General features: G+C 62.7%; 17 protein-coding genes and 1 riboswitch. Of the genes, 12 read left to right on the top strand and 5 right to left on the bottom strand.

Annotated elements, in window-relative coordinates; translation table 11 throughout:
- From secY to rplQ, 6 genes are all read left to right on the top strand, one after another.
- On the top strand, nt 1–1,042 hold a 1,042-nt coding region (gene secY / locus ACREC7_RS12750; RefSeq protein ID WP_431556065.1), incomplete at its 5' end, for a preprotein translocase subunit SecY.
- On the top strand, nt 1,039–1,716 hold the full coding sequence (locus ACREC7_RS12745) for an adenylate kinase (RefSeq protein WP_431556064.1): 678 nt from the start codon (nt 1,039–1,041) through the stop codon (nt 1,714–1,716). The genes secY and ACREC7_RS12745, both read left to right, overlap by 4 nt.
- Nucleotides 1,717–1,875: 159 nt before the next feature.
- Complete coding sequence (rpsM, locus tag ACREC7_RS12740; RefSeq protein WP_431556063.1) at nt 1,876–2,244, top strand: 30S ribosomal protein S13; 369 nt, start codon at nt 1,876–1,878, stop codon at nt 2,242–2,244.
- A 71-nt stretch (nt 2,245–2,315) separates the two neighbouring features.
- On the top strand, nt 2,316–2,705 hold the full coding sequence (gene rpsK / locus ACREC7_RS12735; protein ID WP_431556062.1) for a 30S ribosomal protein S11: 390 nt from the start codon (nt 2,316–2,318) through the stop codon (nt 2,703–2,705).
- Between the two features lie 88 nt (nt 2,706–2,793).
- Nucleotides 2,794–3,810, top strand: a complete 1,017-nt coding sequence (locus ACREC7_RS12730) for a DNA-directed RNA polymerase subunit alpha (RefSeq protein WP_431556061.1) — start codon at nt 2,794–2,796, stop codon at nt 3,808–3,810.
- Nucleotides 3,811–3,847: 37 nt separating this feature from the next.
- A complete protein-coding gene (gene rplQ, locus ACREC7_RS12725) occupies nt 3,848–4,276 on the top strand; it encodes a 50S ribosomal protein L17 (RefSeq protein WP_431556060.1) in 429 nt (142 codons plus the stop codon).
- A 65-nt stretch (nt 4,277–4,341) separates the two neighbouring features.
- Here rplQ and ACREC7_RS12720 read toward each other — a convergent pair whose 3' ends face one another.
- On the bottom strand, nt 4,342–4,887 hold the full coding sequence (locus ACREC7_RS12720; protein ID WP_431556059.1) for an SRPBCC family protein: 546 nt from the start codon (nt 4,885–4,887) through the stop codon (nt 4,342–4,344).
- Nucleotides 4,888–5,042: 155 nt separating this feature from the next.
- Entirely contained in the window at nt 5,043–6,413 is a 1,371-nt protein-coding gene (locus ACREC7_RS12715; protein WP_431556058.1) for a caspase family protein, read from the bottom strand.
- A gap of 199 nt (nt 6,414–6,612) precedes the next feature.
- On the opposite strand from ACREC7_RS12715, the gene ACREC7_RS12710 reads away from it, so the two are divergent.
- Together ACREC7_RS12710 and ACREC7_RS12705 are read left to right on the top strand one after the other, a co-directional pair.
- On the top strand, nt 6,613–8,037 hold the full coding sequence (locus tag ACREC7_RS12710; protein ID WP_431556057.1) for a Do family serine endopeptidase: 1,425 nt from the start codon (nt 6,613–6,615) through the stop codon (nt 8,035–8,037).
- Between the two features lie 7 nt (nt 8,038–8,044).
- A complete protein-coding gene (locus ACREC7_RS12705; RefSeq protein WP_431556056.1) occupies nt 8,045–9,364 on the top strand; it encodes a replication-associated recombination protein A in 1,320 nt (439 codons plus the stop codon).
- A gap of 26 nt (nt 9,365–9,390) precedes the next feature.
- On the opposite strand, the gene ACREC7_RS12700 is transcribed toward ACREC7_RS12705, so the two are convergent.
- Nucleotides 9,391–9,732, bottom strand: a complete 342-nt coding sequence (locus tag ACREC7_RS12700; protein WP_431556055.1) for a DUF190 domain-containing protein — start codon at nt 9,730–9,732, stop codon at nt 9,391–9,393.
- A gap of 2 nt (nt 9,733–9,734) precedes the next feature.
- On the bottom strand, nt 9,735–10,133 hold the full coding sequence (gene crcB, locus ACREC7_RS12695; protein WP_431556054.1) for a fluoride efflux transporter CrcB: 399 nt from the start codon (nt 10,131–10,133) through the stop codon (nt 9,735–9,737).
- Between the two features lie 83 nt (nt 10,134–10,216).
- A riboswitch (Fluoride riboswitch) is annotated at nt 10,217–10,276 on the bottom strand.
- An 80-nt stretch (nt 10,277–10,356) separates the two neighbouring features.
- Between crcB and ACREC7_RS12690 the strand changes: the two genes are divergently transcribed.
- Genes ACREC7_RS12690 through ACREC7_RS12680 form a run of 3 tightly spaced genes read left to right on the top strand, consistent with a single transcriptional unit; the run spans nt 10,357 to nt 12,597 of the window.
- A complete protein-coding gene (locus ACREC7_RS12690; protein ID WP_431556053.1) occupies nt 10,357–11,355 on the top strand; it encodes an RluA family pseudouridine synthase in 999 nt (332 codons plus the stop codon).
- A gap of 45 nt (nt 11,356–11,400) precedes the next feature.
- Nucleotides 11,401–11,829: a low affinity iron permease family protein gene (locus tag ACREC7_RS12685; protein ID WP_431556052.1), complete on the top strand. Its 429-nt coding sequence runs from the start codon at nt 11,401–11,403 to the stop codon at nt 11,827–11,829.
- Nucleotides 11,830–11,838: 9 nt separating this feature from the next.
- On the top strand, nt 11,839–12,597 hold the full coding sequence (locus ACREC7_RS12680) for an ATP12 family chaperone protein (protein WP_431556051.1): 759 nt from the start codon (nt 11,839–11,841) through the stop codon (nt 12,595–12,597).
- A gap of 44 nt (nt 12,598–12,641) precedes the next feature.
- On the opposite strand, the gene ACREC7_RS12675 is transcribed toward ACREC7_RS12680, so the two are convergent.
- On the bottom strand, nt 12,642–12,872 hold the full coding sequence (locus ACREC7_RS12675) for a Kazal domain-containing protein (RefSeq protein WP_431556066.1): 231 nt from the start codon (nt 12,870–12,872) through the stop codon (nt 12,642–12,644).
- Between the two features lie 499 nt (nt 12,873–13,371).
- Between ACREC7_RS12675 and ACREC7_RS12670 the strand changes: the two genes are divergently transcribed.
- Nucleotides 13,372–13,839 carry a CAP domain-containing protein gene (locus ACREC7_RS12670; RefSeq protein ID WP_431556050.1) on the top strand — a complete coding sequence of 156 codons (468 nt, stop codon included), beginning with the start codon at nt 13,372–13,374 and terminating at the stop codon, nt 13,837–13,839.
- Nucleotides 13,840–13,953: the final 114 nt, after the last annotated feature.

Here is a 13,953-nt window from a genome sequence, read left to right as displayed (position 1 = left end):
GCTCACCACGGTGTCCCCGCATCTCGAGCAACTGAAGAAGGAGGGCGAGCAGGGGCGCCGGCAGATGAACCAGTACACGCGCTACGGCACGGTGCTGCTCGCCGGGCTGCAGGCTTATGGCATCGCCGTGGGGCTGGAAGGCGCCGGCAATGTGGTGCTCGATCCTGGGTGGTTCTTCCGCCTCACCACGGTGATCACGCTGGTCGGGGGCACTATCTTCTTGATGTGGCTCGGCGAGCAGATCACGGCGAGGGGCGTGGGCAACGGTATTTCGCTCATCATTTTCGCAGGCATCGTGGCGCGGCTGCCACACGCGGTGCTCGGCACGCTCGAACTCGGCCGCACCGGCTCGATGTCGACCGGGCTGATCCTTGCGCTCATCATCATGGCCGTGGTGGTGATCGCCGTCATCGTGTTCATGGAGCGGGCGCAGCGGCGGCTGCTCGTACAATATCCCAAGCGCCAGGTTGGGAACCGCATGTTCCAGGGCGATTCCTCGCACCTTCCGCTCAAGCTCAACAGCGCCGGCGTGATCCCGCCGATCTTCGCCTCGTCGCTGTTGTTGTTGCCCATCACCTTCGCCAATTTCTCCGCCGGTCAGGGACCGGACTGGCTCACCACGGTCACCACGCTGCTCGGGCAAGGCCAGCCTCTGCACATCCTCATTTATGTGGCGCTGATCATCTTCTTCGCCTTCTTCTACACCGCGGTCGTGTTCAATCCGAAAGACACCGCCGACAACCTGAAGAAGTATGGCGGCTTTCTGCCCGGCATCAGGCCTGGGGAGCGAACGGCGGAATATATCGACTACGTGCTCACCCGCATCACCGTGGTTGGAGCCCTCTATCTCGCCGCCGTCTGCGTCCTGCCTGAGATCCTCGTCTCTTATGCCGGAGCGCCGTTCTATTTCGGGGGCACCTCGCTGCTGATCGTGGTGAGCGTCACCATGGACACCGTGGCTCAGGTGCAGAGCCATCTCTTGGCCCATCAATATGAAGGACTGATCAAGCGGGCCAAGCTCAGGGGAGCGCGACGGCAATGATCCTGGTTCTGCTTGGTCCTCCCGGCGCCGGCAAGGGAACCCACGCCAATCTTCTCGAAACCAAACGTTCGCTCGTCAAGCTTTCCACCGGGGACATGTTGAGAGCGGCCGTGGCCGCGGGCACGGAACTCGGCCGCAAGGCAAGCGTCATCATGGAGCGCGGCCAACTCGTGCCGGACGAGATCGTGATCGGGCTGATTGCCGAGCGGCTCGATGCCGGCAGTAAGGGCGAGGGCTTTATCCTCGACGGTTTCCCGCGCACCATCGCTCAGGCCGAGGCGCTTGACCGCCTGCTTGCCGAGCGGGGAACGACGCTCGATGGAGTGATCGAGATGCAGGTCGATGACGAAGCCCTGGTTGAGCGCATCGTCGGCCGCTTCACCTGCGCCAATTGCGGCGAGGGCTACCACGATAGCTTCATGCAAACGAAGGTGCCTGGCGTCTGCGACCGCTGCGGATCGACCGAATTTGTGCGAAGGCGCGACGATAACGAGGAGGTGGTCCGGTCGAGGCTCGAGGCCTATTACGCCCAGACCGAGCCCCTGATCGGCTATTACAAACGCCAAGGAAAGCTAGTGTCCGTGGATACCATGTCAGAAATCGACGTCGTGCACCCTGCCATGATGCAGGCCTTGGATGCGATTAAGTCTAAATCGGTGGAGACCCCCGGTTGACCTTGTCAAGCGGAATCGCTAGATAGGGCACGACCCATTTCTGGATAGGAACGACCGGTCCCGGGGGGCGGTGCCTTCCCGAGGTCGGTTTTGCTGCGTTCCATTGCTAATTGCTTTTAGATTTCAGCACGTTAAGGCGTGCTTCGAGGAGAAAGCTTCGTGGCCCGAATTGCAGGTGTAAATATCCCGTCCAACAAGCGGGTGCAGGTGGCGCTCACCTATATCCATGGCATTGGCGATACGTTTGCCAAGCAGATCTGCGGCAAAGTGAACATTCCGCCGGAGCGGCGGGTCAGCCAGCTTACCGAATCGGAGATTATCCAGATTCGCGAGGTGATCGACCGGGACTACATGGTCGAGGGCGACCTTCGACGCGACGTTGCAATGAATATCAAGCGATTGATGGATCTTGGCTGTTATCGAGGCTTGAGGCACCGACGCGGCTTGCCGGTGCATGGCCAGAGGACCCACACCAATGCGCGGACGCGCAAAGGTCCAGCCAAGCCGATCGCAGGCAAGAAGAAGTAAGCGTTTCAATCGAGCCCGGCTGGAGCGTGATCTTCGGCCGGAGCCAATTTGTGAAGATGCGGGAATAAAGCATGGCCAAAGACAAGACACGCGTTCGCCGCCGGGAAAAGAAGAACATCACCTCCGGCGTCGCTCATGTGCATGCAAGTTTCAACAACACCATGATCACCATCACCGACGCGCAGGGAAACACCATTTCCTGGTCGTCGGCGGGGGCCATGGGGTTCAAGGGATCGCGCAAATCAACGCCCTATGCGGCGCAGGTCGCTGCCGAGGACGCCGGCAAGAAGGCCATGGAACACGGCATGAAGAATCTCGAGATCGAGGTTCGCGGGCCGGGTTCAGGCCGCGAATCGGCGCTTCGCGCGCTGCAGTCCGCGGGCTTCACCATCGTCACCATCCGCGATGTAACGCCGATCCCGCATAACGGCTGCCGGCCGCGCAAGCGGCGGCGCGTCTAAGGGGAAGGCAATAGTCCTCATGTTACACGCGGATTCTCGCAAGCTGGGCCAGGCGGCCCCGCTTAAGGACCAGGAAAGGGCCCTCCAGGTGCTGCAGAAGAACTGGCAAGATCTCATCAAGCCCACCAAGCTCAACGTCTCCTCGGGCCGCGACGCGGCGCGTTTCGCGCTCGTCGTAGCTGAGCCGCTCGAGCGCGGGTTCGGGCTTACCCTCGGCAACGCGCTTCGCCGCGTGTTGCTCTCCTCCCTGCAAGGTGCGGCGATCACCTCGGTGCATATCGACGGGGTGCTGCACGAGTTTTCCTCGATTGCCGGCGTGCGCGAGGATGTCACCGACATCATCCTCAACATCAAGGAGATCGCGCTCCGCCAGCATGCCGAGGGCGTGAAGCGCATGGTGTTGAAGAAGGAAGGGCCGGGCGTGGCCAAGGCCGGCGATATCGAGACCGGCGCCGACATCGAGATCCTCAATCCGGATCACGTGATTTGCACGCTCGACCAGGGTGCGTCGATCCGCATGGAGTTCACTACCACGACCGGCAAGGGCTATGTCCCGGCCGAGCGCAACCGCCCCGACGACGCGCCGATCGGCTTCATCCCGGTCGACTCGCTCTATAGCCCGGTGCGCAAGGTTTCCTATCGCGTGGAGAACACTCGCGAAGGCCAGATCCTCGACTACGACAAGCTCACCATGGAAATCGAGACCAACGGCTCGGTGCGGCCCGAGGACACCGTGGCTTTGGCCGCGCGCATCGTGCAGGACCAGCTCTCGGTGTTCGTCAATTTCGAGGAGCCGAAGAAGGAAATGCCGTTCGAGCGGCAGCCTGAGCTCGTGTTCAACGCGGCGCTGCTCAAGAAGGTTGACGAGCTTGAGCTGTCGGTCCGCTCGGCCAACTGTCTCAAGAACGACAACATCGTCTATATCGGCGACCTCATCCAGAAGACCGAGGCCGAGATGCTGCGGACCCCGAATTTCGGCCGCAAGTCGCTGAACGAGATCAAGGAGGTTCTCGCCTCCATGGGCCTGCATCTCGGCATGGAAGTGCCGGACTGGCCGCCGGAAAACATCGAAGAGCTGGCTAAGCGCTTCGAGGATCATTACTGATCGGACGCCGCAAGCCGGCAATCCAGGGGTTATCAAAATGCGTCACCGCAACGCGGGCCGGAAGCTCAATCGTACAGCCAGTCATCGCTCGGCATTGTTCTCGAGCCTCGCGTGCGCCCTGATCAAGCACGAGCAGATCGTGACCACTTTGCCCAAGGCGAAGGACCTCCGCCGCGTGGCCGACAGGCTGATCACGCTCGCCAAGAGAGGCGATCTGCATGCGCGGCGGCTGGCCATGTCGCGCATTCGCGACGAGGCCATGGTGGCGAAGCTGTTTGGGACGCTCGGCCCCCGTTATGCCGACCGCGCCGGCGGCTATACGCGGGTGTTGAAGGCAGGCTTCCGCTATGGGGATTCGGCGCCCATGGCCGTGATCGAGTTGGTCGATCGCGACGAAGCGGCGCGCGGCCTCGATTCAGGTCCGGTGCCAGAGCGCGACGCCGAGGCGGCCCAAGCCGCGGCGTAAGCGTTTCGTTCACCGCAGATTTTGGAAAAGTGGGAGCGCCGGCTCAAATGGCGCGCCTTTGACGTCTATTTGTTGTCGTTGTCGTCTTTGTCGCCTTCCGGAGCTTTGCTGTCGTCGCTGCCGTAGTGGGCGGTGTTGGCCTTTTCCTTGATACCTGTGAGGCCGGCATTGAAGATGTCGGTGACCTTCTTCTTCGCGTCCTCATCGCTCGCGCCTTCGGCATCAAAACTAGCCTGCCAGACGATTTCGATGCGATCCTCTTCGTCGTCCTTGCCTATGCGGAGCGTCGCCTTGTAATTCTTGACCGGCAGCGGGCTTTCGACAATCTCGTAGCTGTAGCTTGTGGCGTCGGTCCCAGTCAGCTTCTCCTTGATCTTGCCGCCGTCCTTGAGGGTGAGGGTTCTGAAGGTAATGTCGCCCTCCTTTGTCTCGACGCAGTCGGCGACGGCAGGATGCCATTGCTTAATGTCGCAGAAGCCGCCCACCAATTTCCAGATCTCGTCCGGCTTGCCTGGGGCCTCCCTCCTTTTCTCGACATCGACGGCCTCGGCTGCCGCACTCCAGGCTATGAGCACCGCGAGAGCGACCAAAATCGACTTAAGCATACCCATGCGCTTCTCTCCACTTCTTGAGGTTTTTGATCGGAAATAGGTCAGCCGGCATCTTATTTAAATGGGCTGGTCGAACAAGTGGCTCACGTGGCAAAAGCAGGGGGTATTCGTCGGCAAAGAAGAACTCGCACCACGGGGTGAGCTGCCGCCGCGACTCACTGATTGCCGGGATGAAGTGTGAGTTCGCCGATGATGCGGTCGTCATACGCTGGAAGTTGGGTATGGCGGACCGACTGGGCAAGCGTGTAGACCTCGGACTGCGTTTTCTTTGCGATGTCGTGAAGCGTCAATCCGGGCTGGCCAAGCAGCTCGACGAAGGTGCGGGTGAAGACCGAATTGGGGCTCGGGTCATTGTCGTTGAGCCGGTCGAGGGCGGCTTGACCTTCTCCTGCCGAGTAGAGCACGAACACGCCGGTTGGTACTCGCATCATGGTAAGGCCTCTGGTCCCGCCAATGCCACGTCCAGCCGTCTTGAAGGGATTGTCGCGGCAGGCGTCAAGGACGAGCATCGCCACCTTGGCACCGTGCTCCTGCATCTGATCAACCACCGCGTTCGCGGCTATTCCCTCTCCCGTGATGAGGCCTTCCTCTCCTTCGCTCGCCTGGGGGGAATCAACGCCCAAGAGGTAGTTCACGCCGCCGACTTCGACACCGTGGCCGGCAAAGAAGAAGAAGGCGATATCGCCTTCGCGCACCTTGTTGGCGAATTCGACCAGCTTCGTGTTGATGGTCCGCCTCGTGGCATTTTCCGACGCCAGTACTTCGAAGCCGAGTTTGGTCAGCCCTTCACCAACGGCTCGAGCATCGTTCACGGCCTTCTGCAACGGGGGCAGGCTTTCATAGCGGTCATTGCCGATGACGAGAGCAATGCGACGGTCCGCGTCTGCGGCGGTCTGTGGCAGCTGCGGTGTGACCTTAGCGATTTCATGGTCTGGAGCGACTGGAGGTTCAACCGTGATTGCCTGGGGTCGCTCGGGGGGCGGCGTCTGGGCAACAGCAGCAGGAGCTTCAGCAAACGCCTTTGTCGGATCTTCGCCATCGTGAAGGGCAATGGAGATTCTTTTGATGCCCTTGACGCCTTCGTAAAGGAGGTCGGTTATCCTTTTTTGGGCCTCGGCCGCGCTCGCGCCGTTGGCATTGAAATCGGACTGCCAATAGATCGCGGTTCGGTCTGGCTCGTCATCGAACTCGACCCAGAGTTTCGACTTGTAATTCTTGACGGGAAGGGTGCTCTCGACGATCTCAGAGCTGTAGCCTAAGTCCTCAGTGCGGCTCAGTTTCTCCTTGATCTTGCCGCCATCTTTCAGCGTGAGCGTGCGGAAGGTTGCCGAGCCCTCCCGAGTCTCTTCGCAACTTGCAACTGCGGGGTGCCAAATTCTTATAGCGCAGAAGTCTCCGGCAACCCCCCAGATCCGCGGCGGGAGTCCCGGGGCCTCGATTCGCTTTTTGACTGTGATCGCGTTGGCCGATGCACTTCCCAACAGGAGTGCCGCCAATGTGAGCGTCGCCAGCTTCGCGGGGCGCATGGCTCTTAATGCCTTCCATCGGTCGGTCGAAAACACACCCAGGAGCATGCTGCGCGGCATCTTAGTGAAATGCCGAGACCCGACAAGTCCCAACCCCTTGAATTTGGCCGAAACGGGATAATTTCCCAGTATGTTTGCCTGGGTTACCAACTAAGCTCGCGAGCGTTGATTTGCCTCAAGAGGGCGGTAAGACAGAACGATGAACGGATTTAACTTGATAAAGCGCATGACCGGCCTCGCCATGGTGCTGATGGCCGTTGCCGCCGCTCCCGCGTTCGCCGAAACGCAACGTGTGGTGCCGGACAGCGTGGTGGCGATGAAGCAGTCCTTTGCCCCGGTGGTGAAGCGCGCCGCCCCCGCCGTGATCAACGTCTATGTCAGCCGCAAGGTGAAGCAGATCGTATCGCCCTTCGCCGACGATCCGTTCTTCAGCCGCCTGTTCGGCGACAATTTCGGCATTCCGCGCGAGCGTATCCAGAACTCGCTCGGCTCAGGCGTGCTGGTGAGCCCGGACGGCCTCGCCGTCACCAACAACCATGTCATTCAGGGAAGCGGCGAGGCTGAGATCACCGTGGCCTTGTCCGACGGCCGCGAGTTCCCGGCCAAGGTCATCCTCAAGGACGAGCGGACCGACCTCGTCGTGCTTCGCCTCAGTGCGGCTGGCGTCACGTTTCCGTCCATTGAATTCAGCGACTCCGACAGTCTCGAAGTGGGCGACCTCGTGCTTGCCATCGGCGATCCGTTCGGCGTCGGGCAGACGGTGACGAGCGGCATCGTCTCGGCGCTCGCGCGCACCCAAGTCGGCATCTCCGACTACCAGTTCTTCATCCAGACCGACGCCGCCATCAATCCCGGCAATTCCGGCGGCGCGCTGGTCGACATGGACGGCCATCTGGTGGGCATCAACACCGCCATCTTCTCGAAGAGCGGCGGGTCGCAAGGAATCGGCTTTGCGATTCCGTCCAACATGGTGCGGCTTGTGGTTCAGGCGGCGTTGCAGGGCGGCACCGTGCATCGCCCCTGGTTCGGCGCCTCGCTGCAACCGGTCACTCAGGATCTTGCCGAGTCGCTCGGGCTCGACCGCCCCGGCGGCGCGCTGGTCAAGGAGCTGAATGCCGAGGGCCCGGCCGCCACCGCCGGGCTGAAAGTTGGCGACGTGGTGGTAAGCGTCGACGACAAGGCCGTGCAGGACCCTGAGGCTTTCCAATACCGGTTTGCCACCAAGGGGCTTGGTGGCACGGCCGAGCTTGGCATCGTGCGCCAAGGTCAGGCGATGAGGGCGACGGTGCAACTCGTCCCGGCGATCGAGGATCCGCCGCGCGACGCGCGCGATCTGACCGGGCGTCATCCGCTGGTCGGCGCCAAAGTGGCAAATCTTTCGCCGGCCGTCGCCGAGGAGCTTGGTATCGACGATGATGGCCCGGGCGTGGTGGTGCTCGATGTTGCGCCGAACACGCCGGCGGCGAGGCTGGGGGTCAAGCGCGGCGACCTCGTAGTCGGGCTCAACAACGGCAGGGTGACCTCGGTCGCCGGTCTCGTGAAGGCGCTCGGCGCCCCGGCGGACGGCTGGCGCCTCTCACTGCAACGCGAGGGCCAGGTGTACACTGTCGCCATTCAGGGTTAGGCGCGCCGTGGCAACACTGTTCGAGGCGGCTGGGCTTGCAGAGAAGGCGCCGCGGCCGCTCGCCGATCGCTTGCGCCCATCTTCGCTCGAGGAGGTGGTCGGTCAGGAGCACCTTCTCGGCGAGCACGGCATCCTGAGCCGCATGGTCAAGGCCGGCAGACTCGGCTCGGTGATCTTCTGGGGACCTCCCGGCACCGGCAAGACCACCGTGGCGCGGCTGCTTGCCGAACTTACCGATCTTCATTTCGAGCAGCTCTCCGCCATCCAGTCAGGAGTCGCGGATCTGCGCAAGGTGTTCGAGGGGGCGCGCGCCCGCCGCGAGCTTGGGCGTGGCACGCTTCTGTTCGTCGACGAGATCCACCGCTTCAACCGCTCGCAGCAGGATTCCTTCCTGCCCTATATGGAGGACGGCACCGTCATTCTCGTCGGCGCCACCACCGAGAACCCGTCCTTCGAGCTCAACTCGGCGCTTCTGTCGCGGGCGAGCGTGCTCACTTTCAAGCGCCTGGATGAGGACGGCCTCAAGTCGCTGCTCGCCCGCGCCGAAGCCCATGAAGGGCGCAAGCTGCCGTTGACCGACGACGCCCGGGCCGCGCTCATCGCCATGGCCGATGGCGATGGCCGCGCTGTGATCACCTTGGCCGAGGATGTATGGCTTGCCGAGGCGTCGGGCGCGAAGATGCCGCTCGACCGCGAGGGCCTGGTGGCGCTGGTGCAGCGGCGCGCCCCGATCTACGACAAGTCGCAAGATGGCCACTACAGTTTGATCAGCGCCCTGCACAAATCGGTGCGCGGCTCTGACCCCGACGCCTCGCTCTATTGGCTTGCGCGCATGCTTGCCGGCGGCGAGGACCCGCTCTACATCGCCCGCCGGCTGGTGCGCATGGCGGTTGAAGACATCGGCTTGGCGGATCCCAATGCTCTCGTTCAGGCGAACGCGGCGAAGGAGGTCTACGACTTTCTCGGCTCGCCGGAAGGCGAGCTTGCGCTTGCCCAAGCCACCATCTATCTCGCGCTCGCGCCGAAATCGAATGCCGCTTACACGGCCTTCGGCGCCGCTACCCGCGCGGCCGACGAGGGCGGGTCGCTCAGCCCACCGAAGCATATCCTCAATGCGCCGACCAAGCTGATGAAGCAGGAAGGCTATGGAAGCGGCTATGCCTACGACCACAACGAGGACGAGGCCTTCTCGGGCCAGAACTACTTCCCTGACGGCATGAAGCGGCAGAGCTTTTATGCGCCGACCTCATTCGGCTACGAGCGGGAGCTCAAAGACCGGCTCGAGCGCTTCACCAAGCTTCGCGCCGAGCGTGGGAAGCACAAATAGCAGCAAGGCACGCGTGCACGGCCTGTCTAATCGAGCCGGCTGGTTCCGTACTGGATCACCTTGACCTTCTCCGTGGTCACCAGCGCGCTTCCCATCATGCCTCCGATGGCATCGACGAATTTGTTGATCGCCTCCTCGCTGTCAACGATCTCGATGACGAGCGGCAGATTCTGCGACAAGCGGACGATCTTGGTGGTATGCAGCACGCTCGAATGGCCGAAGCCCATCGGTCCGCGCAAGACGGTGGCGCCGGCGAGGTGCATCTCGCGGGCCTTGAGCACGATCGCCTCGTAAAGCGGCCTGCGATCGGCCTTGTCATCCTCGCCGATGAAGATGCGCAGCAGAACGGCGTCGCGGGAGAGCGCCATGGTCAGATCCACTTCAAGGCGTTGATCGAAGCTGCGAGCGCAAAACCCAACCACACTGCGACAAGGCAAGCGACCACGGAAAGGGCGATGTTGGCGCCGGCCAACCACCATTCGCCGTCCTGGACGAGGTTGAGGGTCTGGAGGCTGAAGGAAGAGAAGGTGGTGTAGCCGCCAAGAATGCCGATCATGACGAATTGGCGGGTGAGCGTGTCGGCGAACACGCGGCCGTCGGGGCCGGTGAGGGTGGCGAAGAAGCCGATGATGAAGCAGCCGATGACATTGACGAGAATCGTTCCCCACGGAAACGTCTCGCCGACGAGCCGCGCGGCGACGCCGGAGCACCAGTAACGCGCCATGCCGCCTAGGGCACTCCCCACGGCGATCCACACATAGGCTGCCATCGATCGTCCCCTGTTTGTGGTCTACTTAGCAAAAAACCCGCCTGACGGCGGGTTTGCGTCTCAACCTCCCACCGCAAGCAAAGGATGCGGTAGGAGTCATTGGCCTTCGGCGGTTTCAGGGGGACTCCATCCCCTTCGGCACTGTTAAAGGCAATGTAGCCCGGAATCGGCACGGTTCAAGTGGGAACGCCGGGCCTCCCTATCGTTAACGCCCCGAGGTGCAATGACGCAGAGATCGCCAGTCGAAACGCGGACGGTGGAGGAGGGCGAGGACGGCATGCGGCTCGACCGCTGGTTCAGAAGCCATTTCGCCGACCTCCCGCATAACCGGCTCGAGAAGCTGCTGCGCACCGGGCAAATTCGGGTCGATGGCGGCCGCGCCAAGGCGAGCACGCGGCTTGCCGCCGGCCAGGCCATTCGCGTTCCGCCGTTGCCAACCGCGGCGCCAACGTCCGCGCCTACGCCGAAGGCGTTGTCCAAGGCCGACCGCGCCTTCCTTGCCTCCATCACCCTCTATGAGGACGACGATCTCTTGGTGCTCAACAAGCCACCAGGCATCGCCGTGCAAGGTGGCACCAAAACCACCCATCATCTCGATAGGCTGCTCGAGGGCTTGGGCGACAGCCCAAAGACCAGGCCGCGGCTCGTGCATCGGCTGGACCGCGACACCTCAGGCGTGCTGGTGGTGGCCAAGCGCCGCGAGGTGGCGGCGAAGCTCGGCCGGGCCTTCCAGACCCGTTCGGTGCGCAAGATCTATTGGGCGCTCACGAACGGCGTGCCGAAGCCGCCGCAAGGCAAAGTCGATGCCGCGCTGGTCAAGGCTGGTGGCCCGGAGGGAGACCGTGTGCGCAAAGCACGCCCCGGCGAGCAGGAGGTGGCGCAGTCGGCGGTGACCTATTACGCTGTGGTCGACCGGGCCGGGCAGACCGTCGCCTGGCTTTCGCTCAAGCCGGTCACCGGCCGCCAGCATCAGCTCCGCGCCCACATGGCCATCATCGGCCATCCCATCCTCGGCGATGAGAAATACCACGGCGACCGCGACCTGCCTGAGGGGATCGAGAACAAGCTCCATCTGCACGCGAGGCGCATCAGCTTCCCGCATCCGTCGGGGGAGGGGGTCGTGGACGTCACGGCCCCGCTGCCCGACCACATGCGGCAGAGTTTCGCGGCCTTCGGCTTTGCCGAGAGGGATGAGGCCGATGCGGGGGCAGGCGCGTTATGATGCGGACCCCCCCGCCGCCCGCCTAGACAGTAGAGGAATAAGAGAATGGCCGACCGCAAACTCTGGTTCGTGCATTTTGCCCAATGGGTGTCCCACGTCACCGGACGCCCCATCGCCTTCTTGCTTGCCGTCGCGAGCATCGTGCTGTGGAGCTTCACGGGACCTTTGTTCGGTTATACCGATACCTGGCAGCTCGTGATCAACACGGCGACCACCATCATCACCTTCCTCATGGTGTTCGTGATCCAGAACACGCAGAACCGCGACACCGCCTCCATGCATATCAAGATCGACGAGCTGATCCGCGTTACCCAGAAGGCGCGCAATACGCTGCTTGATCTTGAGGAGCTCGACGATCGCGAACTTGAGACTCTTCATCGGGACTTCCAGAAACTCGCCAAGAAGCGGCCGCACCTGCAGCTGAAGCGAGCGGAGCCCGATGAGACGCCGCCGGATCGGTCGCGGAAGCGATAGGAGCCTCGCATGAAGGAGGGAGGCAGCGCGCCGTCTGCCGGTTCCGGCAGCGCGAAGCAAGAGCCGAGTCATCCCAAACGCTTCTACAGCGAGGTGACGACGAAGGATGAAGGCGATGGCATCACGCTGCTGCTCGACGGCAAGTCCGTGCGCACCCCCGGCAAGGCCCCGTTCGTCGTGCCGAACAAGGCGTTGGCCGAGGCGATGGCGGAGGAGTGGCGCGGGCAAGGGGCGCGCATCGATCCTGCCACTATGCCGCTCACCAGACTCGCCAACAGCGTGATCGATGGGGTCAAGGGCCACGAAGAGGCGGTCATCGGCGACATTCTCAACTATGCCGGTTCCGACCTTCTCTGCTACCGCGCCGAAGGCCCCAAGGGCCTCGTGACGCTTCAGACCAAGCATTGGGATCCGGTCGTCGCTTGGGCCAAGAGGGATCTCGGCGTTCCCATGCGCCTGGCCGAAGGCGCAATGCATGTCACGCAAGTTCCGTCGTCGCTTCACGCGATCAGGGACCGCCTCGCAGGCTTCGACCCGTGGAGCCTCGCGAGTTTGCACGTCATGACCGGACTCTCAGGGTCGGCCCTCCTCGCCTTGGCGACGGCGCTCGGGCGCCTCTCGCCGGAAGAGGCCTGGGAAGCGGCGCATGTCGACGAGGATTGGCAGATCAGCCAATGGGGCGAGGATGAGGAGGCAAGGCAGCGACGCGAGAGCCGCTGGCGCGACTTCGCCGCCGCCGCTCGCCTGCTTAGGCTGTCAGGTCGATAATAGAGACCTCTCGCCACATCAGTCTCTGTCCGTCTGTCCGTCCATTACTTTCTGCACGGACCGAAGTAAGCAACATCGAAACCAGCCTGGGCAGCGCTGCAGGCACTGCCGTAAGTCTGGTTGTTGCACGCGCAAACCGGCACGAATTGCTCCGTGCATTTATCTGGTCTGGGTCGGCAAACTCCCGATTGGTCGCCCACGCCGCAGTTTGCCCCTATGGGGAAATTGCACCATTCCTTGTCGCTGCAAGGGAGACCGGCGAAACCGCCGCACATAGGACCATTCTTATCTGACTCGACCGCCGAGGCTGCGAATCCTCCAACAAGTATGAGAGTGGCTGCAACGATGATGGTACGCATTGGCCGTTCCTCCATGTTCCAACCTTCAGTAGCGTTCAGAATATAGTACAACTCCATATACAACTAAATGGCGAATAGGTGCCTTGGGCGACAGGAGCTATGCACGCTCGCCAATGCCGTCGTCCGAGGCAGGTCGCTGAGTCACGCGGCTTGCATAGGCGCTATTGCTATGCGGCTGACCGATGGGCGCGTCAGCCTCAGCGATTGTTGCCGAGCGTGGTGACGATTTCCGTCCAAGGCCCCGCCGGAATCTCCGCAGCGTCGGCGAAGCGCCAGGCGGAGAGGCCGTTGTCGCGCATGCCGAGATGATGCCAAACCGCTGGCGAGACATCATTTAGCGCTGATCGTACCGGATTTTGACGCTGGCGCGATTTTGCCGCCGCAGCCAAAATAGGGGGGAAGAAAGGAGAGCTCCATGATCGCCCTTGCTTGCGCGCTATTGCTCGGCTCGCCTTGCACCGACGCGACGGTTGCCGCCACGCCGGTCGAATACCGTGTCTCGGCGCTCAACGCCCAAGCCGCACTCCGAGAGGTCAACGCGTATCGCCGAGCGCATGGATTGAAGCCGGTCGTGCTCGACCAGCGCTTGATCCAAGCTGCAGGCGTCTCGGCGCGGTATCAAGCGAGCCGCGGAAGGATCGGCCACCGTGGCGCCGGCGGGTCGAGGCCTTGGGATCGTGCCAGAAGCGCCGGCTACAGCCCCCACCTCACCGCCGAGAACGTGGCATCAGGGCAGAAATCCTTCGGCGAGGCGATGAGCGGCTGGGAGCGAAGCCCCGACCACAAGCGCAATCTCCTCCTGCCCGCCGCCGAGGCCGCGGGCGTCGCCGTCAGCTATCGCAACGGCCGCGCTTATTACACGCTCGTCCTCGGCGCTGAGTGAATAGCTCGGTGTAATCCCTCCCCCTGCAAGGGGGAGGGTGGCCGACAGCCTTGCTGACGGCCGGGTGGGGGTCTCTTCACGTGCGTTGCACTGACCCCCACTCCGGCCCTCCCC

It is taken from the genome of Methyloceanibacter sp., from assembly GCF_050728395.1.
Lineage (GTDB): Bacteria > Pseudomonadota > Alphaproteobacteria > Rhizobiales > Methyloligellaceae > Methyloceanibacter.
The sequence above is the reverse complement of the archived record's forward strand: the minus strand, read 5'-3'. Positions and strand labels throughout refer to the sequence as shown.

Excerpts from the sequence above, each read along its gene's own strand:
- ACREC7_RS12670 (WP_431556050.1), top strand. The coding sequence starts at position 13,372 with ATGATCGCCCTTGCTTGCGCGCTATTGCTCGGCTCGCCTTGCACCGAC.
- ACREC7_RS12710 (WP_431556057.1), top strand. The coding sequence starts at position 6,613 with ATGAACGGATTTAACTTGATAAAGCGCATGACCGGCCTCGCCATGGTG.
- ACREC7_RS12690 (WP_431556053.1), top strand. The coding sequence starts at position 10,357 with ATGACGCAGAGATCGCCAGTCGAAACGCGGACGGTGGAGGAGGGCGAG.
- ACREC7_RS12685 (WP_431556052.1), top strand. The coding sequence starts at position 11,401 with ATGGCCGACCGCAAACTCTGGTTCGTGCATTTTGCCCAATGGGTGTCC.
- ACREC7_RS12715 (WP_431556058.1), bottom strand. The coding sequence starts at position 6,413 with ATGCGCCCCGCGAAGCTGGCGACGCTCACATTGGCGGCACTCCTGTTG.
- rpsK (WP_431556062.1), top strand. The coding sequence starts at position 2,316 with ATGGCCAAAGACAAGACACGCGTTCGCCGCCGGGAAAAGAAGAACATC.
- ACREC7_RS12700 (WP_431556055.1), bottom strand. The coding sequence starts at position 9,732 with ATGGCGCTCTCCCGCGACGCCGTTCTGCTGCGCATCTTCATCGGCGAG.
- crcB (WP_431556054.1), bottom strand. The coding sequence starts at position 10,133 with ATGGCAGCCTATGTGTGGATCGCCGTGGGGAGTGCCCTAGGCGGCATG.
- ACREC7_RS12745 (WP_431556064.1), top strand. The coding sequence starts at position 1,039 with ATGATCCTGGTTCTGCTTGGTCCTCCCGGCGCCGGCAAGGGAACCCAC.
- ACREC7_RS12720 (WP_431556059.1), bottom strand. The coding sequence starts at position 4,887 with ATGGGTATGCTTAAGTCGATTTTGGTCGCTCTCGCGGTGCTCATAGCC.
- ACREC7_RS12680 (WP_431556051.1), top strand. The coding sequence starts at position 11,839 with ATGAAGGAGGGAGGCAGCGCGCCGTCTGCCGGTTCCGGCAGCGCGAAG.
- rplQ (WP_431556060.1), top strand. The coding sequence starts at position 3,848 with ATGCGTCACCGCAACGCGGGCCGGAAGCTCAATCGTACAGCCAGTCAT.
- ACREC7_RS12675 (WP_431556066.1), bottom strand. The coding sequence starts at position 12,872 with ATGTGCGGCGGTTTCGCCGGTCTCCCTTGCAGCGACAAGGAATGGTGC.